Below are 11,365 nucleotides of genomic sequence, written 5' to 3'. Positions count from 1 at the left end.
TTAGAGGAAAGAAAAATATGATTATTCTGATTTGCGACCGTAAAAATATAATTGATACAGATGCTGTTTATGCTAATTTTACATCAGGTTCAACAGGAACTCCAAAGGCAGTTGTTGTATCCCACCGCTCTGTAATTGATTTTATTACCTGCTTTACAGAGATTTTTGGAATTGAAGCCTCAGACAATATTGCAAATCAGGCTCCTTTTGATTTTGATGTTTCTGTAAAAGACATTTTTTCGGGCGTATTTACAGGAGCTGCCGTTCATCTTGTTCCAAAAATGTTCTTTTCTTTCCCGACAAAATTACTTGATTACCTTGAAGAAAGAGAAATTACAATCCTTATATGGGCTGTTTCTGCACTCTGCATAGTTTCTACTCTTAATGGCTTTGATTACAAAGTTCCAGGAAAACTTAGAAAAATAATGTTTTCCGGAGAAGTAATGCCTGTTAAACAGCTTGAAATATGGAAGAAATTTATTCCGGATGCAGAATACATCAACCTTTATGGTCCTACAGAAATTACCTGTAACTGTACATATTTCAGAATTCCAAAGGATGCAGATCTTGAAGCATACACAAAAGGTATTCCAATGGGTCAGGCATTTCCAAATGAAAGAATTCTCCTGCTTGATGAAGATGACAGGCTTATTACAGAAACAGATAAAGAAGGAGAAGTCTGCGTATCGGGAACCTGTGTCGCCTTAGGATATTACAATAATGAAAAACAAACGAAGTATTTGTTCAAAACCCTGTAAACAAAACTTGTTTTGAGCGTATTTATAAAACAGGCGATTTGGCCACATTAGGTAATGACGGAAATTATTACTATATCGGCCGCAAAGATACCCAGATAAAACACATGGGACATAGAATTGAACTTGGCGAAATAGAAAATGTTATAGCCCGCCATGATAATATTACCCGTGCCTGCTGTATATTTACAGATAATAAAATTACAGCCTTTTATGTTGGAAAAGAAACAGAAAAGAAAGAAATTGTATCTCTTTTAAGAACTTCACTTCCTGCATATATGGTACCATCTGATTTTATTTATATAACTGAATTTCCGCTTACTAAAAACGGAAAAATTGATAAAAGACAGCTTACGGAGAAACTTAATGTGTGCAAAGACTGATTACGCACTGCTGGCAGAAAAATATTCTACCCCCTTCTATCTTTTAAATAAAAAGGCTGCAATAAAACGTATAGAAGAAATACAAAAAAGACTTCCACAGAATGCCAGGCTCTGTTATGCAATTAAGGCCAACGCATTTTTAATGAGTTTTTTTAAAGTCCAGGACATTTTATTTGAAGTATGTTCTCCCGGTGAACTTTCTATATGTCAAAAACAAGGCATATCTCCGGATAAAATTGTTTTTTCCGGTGTGGTAAAGTCTTTAGAGGATATTAAAAGAGCCTATAATCTCAAAGTTCATACAATTACACTGGAATCAAAAACTCATTGTGATTTTCTTTTAGAAACTGTAAAAGATTCTGACAGACACATTCAGAATGTTATTCTCCGCCTTACAGGCGGTAATCAATTTGGAATGAGTGAAAAAGATTTAGAGGAATGCATAACAAAGATTCAGAATGAACCCTCTTTAAAAATCCGCGGCATTCATTTTTTTACAGGAACTCAGAAAAAAATAAAAACTATTACAGAAGAAATTACATTCATTGAAGAATACTGCACAAAATTAAAGAAACAGTTCAATCTGGAAAATCTTGAAATTGAATATGGTGCAGGCCTTCCTTACGATTATTTTTCTGAAAATGATGAAAGCAGTAATTTTACGGCTATAGAAGAATTTGCTGAATTAATTGAAAACTCAAATTTCAATTATGTAATAGAACTTGGCCGTTATATTGCTTCTCCATGTGCAAAATATGTTACAAAAATTATGGATGTAAAATCTGACGGTAAAAACAACAATTACTGTCTTATTGACGGAGGAATCAACCATATCAACTACTATGGCCAGATGATGGGTATGAAACTTCCAAAAATTGAACACATTGCTCAAAAGGATCTTTCAGACAATAAAGATAATTATACTATTGCAGGTTCCCTATGTACCACAGCAGATATTGTTGTTCGTAAAGTTCCTTTATGCTCTCCTGCAACAGGAGATTTACTGGTTTTCAACGATATTGGGGCATACTCTATTACAGAAGGAATATACCTTTTCTTAAGTCATCCCCTGCCTTCTGTTTTATGCTGTGACGGAGATAAAATCTCTCTGTTGAGAAAAGCAGAAGAAACCTATATACTAAATTCATAAATTATTGTTACAGAAAGGATAAAACAATGGATCAGCTACTTGAAATTTTACAGGAACTTAAACCGGATGTAGATTTTTCTGCAGAAAAAGGACTTATTGACAATGCAGTTCTGGACTCATTTGATATTGTTCAGCTCATTACTACACTTAAAGAAACTTTTGATATCGACATTACACCTGCCGATATCATTCCTGAAAACTTTAACAGCGCAGAGTCTATCTGGGCTTTGGTTGAAAAGCTTCAGTAATTTCTAATTTCTAATATTGAGCATACATAAATCCTGTATCTCCAAAACTGAAGCTGAGAGACAGGATTATCAAAATCAGAGGAATATAATATGCCGCCCAGCGGAATATTATATTTTTATTCTGAATTGACTTATACACATCAATTTTATTTTCCTTAAGAATACTAATTACAAAAATAATCAAAGAACCAAGCACAACAAGTACAATGTGACTCTGAAAATCTGTAATGTTGCCAAAAATCTGATTCATAAAGTTTTTGGATGCAAGAAGTCTTGGATTTCCAAAATTTGCAAATGTATTCTTTAAATAAATAAATGATTTTTTTACATCTACAATACGGTCAAAATACCAGCCTATATTAACAATAATGAAAGTTCTGATAATCTGATAAAGATGCCATCCGCGGCTGGCAGTTTTAATATGCAGTTTTTCATTTAATTTTTCGAATAATGGTTTTAAGATATCGCTTAAGGCAATTACAAGGCCGTTATATAAACCCCATATGAAAAAATGCAGTTCAGGTCCGTGCCATAAACCTACAAGCATAAAAACCGCAATGTTTGCAATACATGCAGGAAGTGTACGTCCAAAATGTTTTCCCAGATGATTTGTAGCCCACTTGCTAAGGTTCTGCATTATTTTTGTTAATGCAAGCGGATAAAAAATATAATCACGCATCCAGCCGCCTAAGGTAATATGCCATCTCTGCCAGAAATTTGCCAGGCTGGTAGAAAAATAAGGCTGCTTAAAATTCTGAGGAAGTTTTATGCCAAAAAGTTCTGCAATACCTAAAACAAGGTCTGTACCACCGGAAAAATCTGCATACTGGTAGACTGCATACATCAGAATACCTGTTAAAAGCACACAGCCAGGGTAATTTGTATAAACGCCGTCAAAAATTGTACTTACATGTTTTACAAGAAGATCTGCAACCAGGTACTTTTTTAATGAACCGTAGAGGATAAGCATAAAACCATGCTTAAAATTTTCAAAATCAAAAGCATGTTCTTCTTTAAGCTGAACTCCCGACTGGTTATATCTTACTATCGGACCTAAAATTAATTGTGGAAAGAAAGATACAAAAACAAAATATTTAAGGAAGTTTGTCTCCTTTTCGTATTTTGAATTATAGATATCCATAAAGTAACCAATAGTTGAAAGTGTATAATAAGAGATACCAAGGGGCAGCAGTAATGTTTTTGAACCTACAAGTATTCTCCAGTATTTTAGATAAATAAGAATTCCAACATTCAAAACAAGCATAACTGCAAGAAGAATGCGTTTTTTTTCTCTGGGTTATGTTCTTTTCAATCTTAAAATCTTCTTTAGAAAGTTCCTGTTTTTTTGATTTTAAGTTTGTATTTAAGTCTGAAACCTTAGCTGCGAAAAAGAAGGTTATAAAGGCACTTGCAGCAATAAAAATCAGGTTTCCGATACCTGAAAAGGCATAAAAAACTGTATTTGCGGCAAGCAGAATTAACCACTGGAAACGTTTAGGAACTATATAATATACGCAGAGAGATACTACAAGAAAAAGTGCGAATCCAAATGAATAAAAAGCCATTATTGTCTCCTAGAATGCTGCAAAGTTTTCTGTACATACATTTTGCTGTGTGCCGTTTAAATAACTTGTTACACGAAGTTTTCCGGATTTTCCGGCCGGCAGCTTAATGCTTGTTTCAGTTATCTTTTCTGCCAGTAATATTTCCTGGCCATTACAGATTGCAGTTACATCATATGTAATTAAAGAAGGCTCAACATGATTAACCATTGGACTGATATTAACTGATTTTTATCATCACTTTGTAAAAGTACAAGACCAAAAATCCTGTCTTCCTGATTCTTAAGTTTTTTCTGCATATGATGAATAAAACATATCATTCTGTGATTTATTCTGTGTAAAGAAATAATCGCAGAAAACCTGTGTCCATTTATAAACACCTTTTTTAGAAAGATGGTTATCATCAGAAAAATCACTGTCTTCAAGTTTTAGATATTTTTCATTTGCAAGGTTAAAATCATAGTAGGCAAAGCCTCTTTCGCTCAAAAAATTGCGGCATAAATCATAGTAATCATCATAATTACCCTTTTCTGCAAGATAATAATCTGAACAAGGCATTGAATAAAAAATTAATTCAATATTATTTTCCTTGCAGAGTTTAATAATTTTATCAATTGTTTCTTTATATTCATCACTGATATTTGCAAGGTTTATTTTGCCTTCTATTACATTATTAGAAAAAGTACCGTTTTCTATATAATTAAGATCTAATACACATCCTTTTCCATCATATTCAGAATTATCACTTATGTAGACGTAGGAATAATAATCCCCTGAAACTATGCTCTTTATCTTTTTTACAATTTTTACGGGATTAAGAGTCATATGTTTATCTTTGCCAATAGGAAGAATATGGTTTATATAATAATTAGGTTTAGAAATTGAAGTTAAGAATTCAAGTTTAATTTCAGGATCTTTCATGTAATCTGAAACTAAGTAATCAGCAGAAAAACCGCTTCTGGAATTTTTGGCTGATTTTGTACTAACCGCAAAATCCATTTCCATAAAAACTTTTTCAACTTTATAAAGTTTTACAGCCTGACGCAAAATAGCATAAGTTCCTTCTATAGTTTGAGAGGCTGTTCCTGTACTGAAATTATTTTTTCCGTTTATTTTATCTGCAAGAACAGGTGTAATACCATGAGAAACATGGCTTGCACCACAATATAAAATATCTATATTGTCCTGATTGTAAAACTCATGCATTAAAATTCTTGCATAAGAGTTTATGTCATCTTTTAGAATAAAGGCTGTAGGAATTGTCAGAAAAAAGAAAAGCAAGAAAAAAAGTAATGGTTTTTGTAAAATAATGGTGTTTTTTCATTATACCAAATTATAGATGACCTTTTAATCTTTTTTCAAGAACATTACAAAAGAGATTTGTTTAGTCGTTATTATCACTTTTATTGATGATTTTAACTAAAAACATTAGAATATTAGTATAGAATAATATTTTCATATTGAACACAAAGACCCTACAGGTCCGCGTATACAGGAGAAGAATATGCAGGCATTAATTTTAGCAGCAGGAATGGGAAAAAGACTTGGAAGATACACAAAAAATGCAACAAAGTGTATGGTTCAGGTTAACGGTAAAGCCCTTATTGAATACGCAATTGAATCTTTGGTTCAGAACGGAATTAAAAAGCTTATTATTGTTGTAGGTTATAAGGGAGATGTTCTTATAGACTATATTTCTAAGAAATTCAATGCTTCAAACCTGAACGGTATGGAAATTGAATATGTTGAGAATAAAGTTTACGACAAAACAAACAACATATATTCTCTCTACCTTGCAACAGATAAACTTATTCAGGATGACACCCTTCTTCTTGAAAGTGATTTGATTTATAAACCTTCTATCATTAAAAAGCTTATTGAAAGCCCGGATCCTAACCTTGCAGTTGTTTCTCCTTTTGAACCATGGATGGACGGAACATGTACCCTTCTTGATGATAACAATTACATTACAGGTATTCTTGATAAAGCTCATTTTGACTGGAAGCATACAGAAAACTATCATAAAACTGTAAATATCTACAAATTTTCAAAAGACTTTTCTACTAACTATTATGTTCCATTTCTTGAAGCATACCAGAAAGCTTTTGGAAAAAACGAATACTATGAACAGGTATTAAAAGTTCTTTCTTTCCTTTCTTCTTCTGTTTTAAAAGGCTTAAAAGTTTCAGGCGAAGAATGGTATGAAATTGATGACCCTGCAGACCTTGCAATTGCAGAAAACCGTTTTGCAACCGGCAGCGAAAAATTAAAGAGACTTCAGCACCGTTACGGCGGTTACTGGCGTTTCCCTCAGTTAAAAGATTACTGCTATCTTGTAAACCCATACTTTCCTCCACAGAAGATGATTGATGAACTTACAGCAAGTTTTAAGACACTTCTTACACAGTATCCTAGTGGTGCTCAGGAACAGAGTATTCTTGCAGGAAAAATCTATAATATTCTTCCTGAAAATATTGCTGTAGGAAACGGTGCTGCAGAATTAATAAAATCTTTAGGCGAAGAACTTACAGGAAAGATTCTTGTTCCTTACCCTACTTTTAATGAATATCCTGAGCGCTTTAAGAATGCAGAAATAGTTCAGTTAATGACAGATAAGACAGACTTTACATATACGGCTGCAGATATTTTGAACAAAGTAAAAGAAAGCGGAGCAAAAACTGTACTTCTTATAAATCCGGATAATCCTTCTGGTTCATTTATTAAAAAAGATGATATGCTGAATCTTCTTGAAGAACTTAAAAAACTTGATGTAAAGATTTTCTTTGATGAATCATTTATTGACTTTGCAGAAAAATCTATAAGATACTCTCTTTTAAAGCAGGATATTATTGAAAAGTACCCTAACCTGGTTGTTGTAAAATCAATAAGCAAGAGTTATGGTGTTCCGGGTTTAAGACTTGGTCTTATTGCTAATGCAGATGCAGCTTATATTTCTTCAATTAAAAAGGCTAATTCTATCTGGAATATAAATTCATTTGCAGAATATTACCTGCAGATTTATGAAAAATATAATTCTGCTTACAGTGCAGCCTGTGATGCAATTGCAAATGAAAGAAATCGTTTTATTTCTGAATTAGAGAAAATCCCTAATCTTAAGGTTTACCCAAGCCAGGCAAACTTTGTTCTTTGCAAACTTAGCGGAGACAACTATTCTGACAAGATTGCTGTAGATCTGCTTGAAAAATCAAATATCTATATTAAAGATTTAACAGGTAAAAAATGTTTTGATGAAAAACGTTATCTTCGTCTGGCAGTAAGAAATCAGGCTGATAATGATGTTTTAATTGCAGCATTGAAACAGATTATTAAATAAGATTTAAGAATAAAACATCACGGGATTACAAATGACTATTGGAAACATTTTATATAATGTAATTATATTTCCATTAACACAGCTTCTTGAATTCTGCTACCAGTTTATATATGAAGCTACAAATAAAGAGGGCGTTGCAGTAATAGCACTAAGTTTTGTTGTTACTCTTTGTACACTGCCGCTTTATATGGTTGCAGAAAAATGGTCAGAAAAAGAACGTGATGTTCAGAAAATTCTAAAACCGGGAATAGACCGCATTAAAAAAGCCTTTAAAGGTGATGAACAGTATATGATTCTTAATACCTTTTACAAACAGAATCATTATAATCCTATAATGGCATTGCGTTCATCTTTGAGTATCCTGATTCAGATTCCTTTTTTTATTGCAGCTTATCATTATCTTTCTGAATTAGGCACTTTAAAAGGCTATTCTTTTCTTTTTATTAAGGATTTTGGTTCACCAGACGCAACATTCCATATAGGAACTTTTACTGTAAATATTCTTCCAATAGCAATGACAGTTATAAACTGTGTTTCTGGTGCTGTGTATTCAAAAGGCCACAGCATAAAAGAAAAAGTTCAAATCTATGTGTTTGCAGCAATCTTTTTAATTGTTCTTTACAACAGCCCGGCAGGTCTTGTTGTTTACTGGACAATGAACAACATTTTGTCTTTAGTAAAAAATATTTTCTACAAAATAAAGAATCCTAAAAAGGTTCTTTATATTATTCTTTGTATTTTTGCTTTAGGCTGCATTTTATCTACATTTACAGTTCTTTCTGATGTAAAAAACTCATTCAGAAAAGCAGTATTTGCATTTGGCTTAGTTCTGCCATTTATCCCTTTTGCAGTTATAAAGGCTGCAAAAATAATAGATAATCATTTTGTTTTACTGGATAAAGATACAAAAGTAAGAGACCGTATATTTTACCTTTCTGCATTACTGCTTGCATTGCTTTCCGGACTTGTTATCCCTTCTATGCTTATTCAGTCTGAACCGGGAAATTATTGTTTTGTAGACGGTTATAAATCGCCGTTTATATTCCTTTTTACAACTTTATTTCAGGCAATTGGATTCTTTATTTTATGGCCCTCAATTTTCTACGCTTTATTCTCATACAAAATTAAAAAGATTTTTTCGGTTTTATTTTCAATTTTTAAATTTTGGAGCAATTCTTAACACATTTGTTTTTGGCGGCTCATATGGACCTATATATCCGGAATTAATTTTTATGCAGCCACAAGTGTTTACGCCTTCCATTAAAAATATTTTAATAAACGCATTTGTACTGTTGTGTTCTGCACTTGTTCTTATTCTTATTTTAGAAAAAAAATATAAATTTATTGCATCTATAAATATTATTCTTCTGCTTTCAATGTCTGTAATTGGAATAAAAAACTGCATTATTACACAATCTGATTATAAGAGAATGAAAGCGCCTTCTTTTGAAAATGAACTTGAACCAATTTTTCATCTTTCAAAAACAGGAAAAAACGTTATTGTAATAATGCAGGACAGATGTTTCTCTCCATTTATACCTTATGTTTTTGATGAAATACCGGATCTTTCTGAAAAATTTGACGGTTTCAAATGGTACCCTAACACCATTTCTATGGGAAAACTAACAATGATTGGTACTCCAGGTATTTTTGGAGGATATGATTATACACCATATAGAATGAATGAACGTGCCGTTGAAGAACCTGAAAAAACACTTCAGGATAAACACGCAGAAGCACTTCTTACTTTGCCGGCTTTATTCAGCCAGAACGGTTATAAAGTACAGGTTGCTAATCTTCCGTATGAAAACTATCTGGAACAGCCGGAAAGCGGAATGTACACAAACTTCCGTCTGCTGGAATTAGAAGATTCATCTGATACAAGAAAGAACCCATATACAATAAAGTATAAAAATCACAACGTTATTCAGCATAACCACGTGCTTGCAACATATTCCGATTACTGGTATGCAAAACACGGGATGGAAAAAGATCCTTATATAAGCACACAGATTTTCCGTAATTTTATATGGTTCAGTTTCTTTAAAATGGTTCCTCCAGTTTTAAGAGGCGGAATATATCACAGGGACTACTGGCTTAGTTATAATAAATGGGATGACAGTGCACGTTTTGTTGACAATTACTCTGTAATAGATTATTTACCGGAACTTACAGATTTTTATGATGATAATTCTGCAAAAGGAACTTTAGTTTTACTTGATAACGAAGCAACACATGAACCTATTATTTTGCAGGCACCTGAATATGAATACAGCAAAAATGTTACAAATGCCGGAAACAGCATTTTAAAAGACAACACCGAATTCAGTACAATGTGCGGTATATTTAAGCGCTATACAGAATTTTTTGATTACTTAAAACAGAACGGTGTTTACGATAATACAAGAATTATTGTTGTTTCAGATCACGGTATGTATGATTCAGGTGATAACCATAAAGGAGCAACAAAGGTATTTAAAACAGGAGCATCTCTTCCTTTTTCTGAAGTTAATTTTGCTGCAACACTTATGGTAAAAGATTTTGATACCCACGGTATAATGCAGGTTGAACACCTTAATGCAGATAACACAATATCTGGTAAGGGAAAACTTGATATGACTTTTATGACAAATGCAGATACGCCATACCTTGCTGCAAAAGGGCTTTTTGAAGAAAAGCATCCATTTACAGGAAAATACTTAAATGTATCTGATAAAAATAAATATTCAATATTAAACAATTCAAAAGCACAGTCTACAAGAATAAGACACGACAAGGCTTTCTCTGTAAGTGCTTCTGAATGGTTTACTGTTCATGATAATATTTTTAATAAGGATAACTGGTCTAGATTAGACTCTCAATAAGGAATAACAATGAATATAGGTACAGTTCTTTATAACATAATTCTTTCACCAATTACTCAGATTATTGAAATTGCATACCGTGTATTTGACAAAATGTTTGATAATACCGGTATAGCACTTTTAGGAGTAAGTTTTACTGTTACTCTGCTCTGCCTTCCTCTTTACATTGTGGCAGAAGGCTGGCAGGAAACAGAAAGAAATATTCAGGCAAAAATGAAAGATGGTATTGCCAGAATAAAACAGGCTTTTAAGGGTGATGAGCAGTACATGATTCTTTCTACTTATTACAGACAGAATCATTATCACCCTATTATGGCTTTACGCTCAAGCTTTGGTATTTTAATTCAGGTTCCATTCTTTTTTGCAGCCTACCATATTCTTTCTAGTCTTCCGGAACTTCAGGGTAAACATTTTCTGTTTATAAAGGATATGGGAAAACCGGATGCAATTTTTACAGTCCATGGTTTTGCAATTAATATTCTTCCTATTTTAATGACTCTCATTAACTGTATTTCCGGTGCAATTTATTCAAAAGGCCACGAATTAAGAGAAAAGCTTCAGATTTACGGTATGGCAGCTCTCTTTCTTGTTGTTTTGTATAATTCTCCTGCAGGTCTTGTCGTTTACTGGACCATGAATAACCTTTTTAGTCTTGTAAAAAATGTTTTTTATAAGATGAAAAATCCATTAAAGGTCTTCTATTTCTGTGTTGTTTTAATAGTTTCATTTACTGCCGTTTACATTTTGTTCCTGTATACCGGCGGTGCATCTATGTCTAAACGTCTGCCTGCTGCAGCCTTTTTGCTTTTCTGGATTCCAACACCTTTATATATAAGATTCATTAACTATTTTGTAGAAAACTTTTTAAAAGCAGTGTATGAAGATAAAAAGCTTCGTTTTTCTTTATTTATATTTTCTGCCCTTTCTTTAACAATATTAAATGGTTTAGTTTTACCTTCCAGTCTTATAAGTTCTTCTGTTCAGGAATTTTCTAACATAGACTCTTTTACTAATCCAAACGGATTTCTTCATTCATCCTTCTGGATGAGTTTTGGTTTAATTATTTTCT

The 11,365-nt window shown here is 32.7% G+C and carries 13 protein-coding genes; 8 read left to right on the top strand and 5 right to left on the bottom strand.

The features are described from left to right. The 4 genes from MSI_RS12030 to MSI_RS12020 all read left to right on the top strand — a co-directional run. A partial coding sequence (locus MSI_RS12030; protein ID WP_237706512.1) for an AMP-binding protein occupies positions 1-758 on the top strand: 758 nt, incomplete at its 5' end. Positions 759-796: 38 nt separating this feature from the next. Next, positions 797-1,138 (top strand): Acyl-CoA synthetase (AMP-forming), encoded by a 342-nt coding sequence (locus MSI_RS14915; RefSeq protein ID WP_009107431.1) that lies wholly within the window; start codon positions 797-799, stop codon positions 1,136-1,138. Continuing rightward, complete coding sequence (locus tag MSI_RS12025) at positions 1,122-2,288, top strand: alanine racemase (RefSeq protein WP_009107428.1); 1,167 nt, start codon at positions 1,122-1,124, stop codon at positions 2,286-2,288. The genes MSI_RS14915 and MSI_RS12025 overlap by 17 nt, the downstream gene beginning before the upstream one ends. 26 nt (positions 2,289-2,314) lie before the next feature. Beyond that, positions 2,315-2,536 carry a phosphopantetheine-binding protein gene (locus MSI_RS12020; RefSeq protein WP_009107426.1) on the top strand — a complete coding sequence of 74 codons (222 nt, stop codon included), beginning with the start codon at positions 2,315-2,317 and terminating at the stop codon, positions 2,534-2,536. A gap of 10 nt (positions 2,537-2,546) precedes the next feature. Here MSI_RS12020 and MSI_RS12015 read toward each other — a convergent pair whose 3' ends face one another. The 4 genes from MSI_RS12015 to MSI_RS12005 all read right to left on the bottom strand — a co-directional run bounded on the left by MSI_RS12015 (position 2,547) and on the right by MSI_RS12005 (position 5,379). Beyond that, complete coding sequence (locus MSI_RS12015) at positions 2,547-3,677, bottom strand: MBOAT family protein (RefSeq protein ID WP_202799344.1); 1,131 nt, start codon at positions 3,675-3,677, stop codon at positions 2,547-2,549. Then, positions 3,664-4,101 carry a hypothetical protein gene (locus tag MSI_RS14910; RefSeq protein ID WP_202799343.1) on the bottom strand — a complete coding sequence of 146 codons (438 nt, stop codon included), beginning with the start codon at positions 4,099-4,101 and terminating at the stop codon, positions 3,664-3,666. Before MSI_RS14910 ends, MSI_RS12015 begins: the two co-directional genes overlap by 14 nt. Before the next feature lie 9 nt (positions 4,102-4,110). After that, positions 4,111-4,308 (bottom strand): hypothetical protein, encoded by a 198-nt coding sequence (locus MSI_RS12010; protein WP_009107422.1) that lies wholly within the window; start codon positions 4,306-4,308, stop codon positions 4,111-4,113. A 72-nt stretch (positions 4,309-4,380) separates the two neighbouring features. Beyond that, on the bottom strand, positions 4,381-5,379 hold the full coding sequence (locus tag MSI_RS12005; RefSeq protein ID WP_192807768.1) for a hypothetical protein: 999 nt from the start codon (positions 5,377-5,379) through the stop codon (positions 4,381-4,383). A 223-nt stretch (positions 5,380-5,602) separates the two neighbouring features. Between MSI_RS12005 and MSI_RS12000 the strand changes: the two genes are divergently transcribed. Continuing rightward, the gene (locus MSI_RS12000; RefSeq protein ID WP_009107419.1) at positions 5,603-7,432 is read left to right on the top strand and encodes an aminotransferase class I/II-fold pyridoxal phosphate-dependent enzyme; all 1,830 of its coding nucleotides are present in this window, start codon (positions 5,603-5,605) and stop codon (positions 7,430-7,432) included. Between the two features lie 31 nt (positions 7,433-7,463). Next, on the top strand, positions 7,464-8,612 hold the full coding sequence (locus MSI_RS11995; protein ID WP_009107417.1) for a membrane protein insertase YidC: 1,149 nt from the start codon (positions 7,464-7,466) through the stop codon (positions 8,610-8,612). Here the strand turns inward: MSI_RS11995 and MSI_RS14735 are convergent. Further along, the gene (locus tag MSI_RS14735) at positions 8,583-8,837 is read right to left on the bottom strand and encodes a hypothetical protein (protein WP_192807767.1); all 255 of its coding nucleotides are present in this window, start codon (positions 8,835-8,837) and stop codon (positions 8,583-8,585) included. The genes MSI_RS11995 and MSI_RS14735 overlap by 30 nt on opposite strands. 25 nt (positions 8,838-8,862) lie before the next feature. On the opposite strand from MSI_RS14735, the gene MSI_RS11990 reads away from it, so the two are divergent. Together MSI_RS11990 and MSI_RS11985 are read left to right on the top strand one after the other, a co-directional pair. Next, the gene (locus MSI_RS11990) at positions 8,863-10,296 is read left to right on the top strand and encodes an alkaline phosphatase family protein (RefSeq protein ID WP_192807766.1); all 1,434 of its coding nucleotides are present in this window, start codon (positions 8,863-8,865) and stop codon (positions 10,294-10,296) included. A 9-nt stretch (positions 10,297-10,305) separates the two neighbouring features. Continuing rightward, the coding region (locus MSI_RS11985; protein ID WP_039924849.1) for a membrane protein insertase YidC at positions 10,306-11,365 on the top strand (1,060 nt) is incomplete at its 3' end.

This window comes from Treponema sp. JC4 (assembly GCF_000260795.1).
In the GTDB taxonomy this organism is placed as follows: Bacteria; Spirochaetota; Spirochaetia; order Treponematales; family Treponemataceae; genus Treponema_D.
This window is presented reverse-complemented; position numbering and strand designations above follow the sequence as displayed.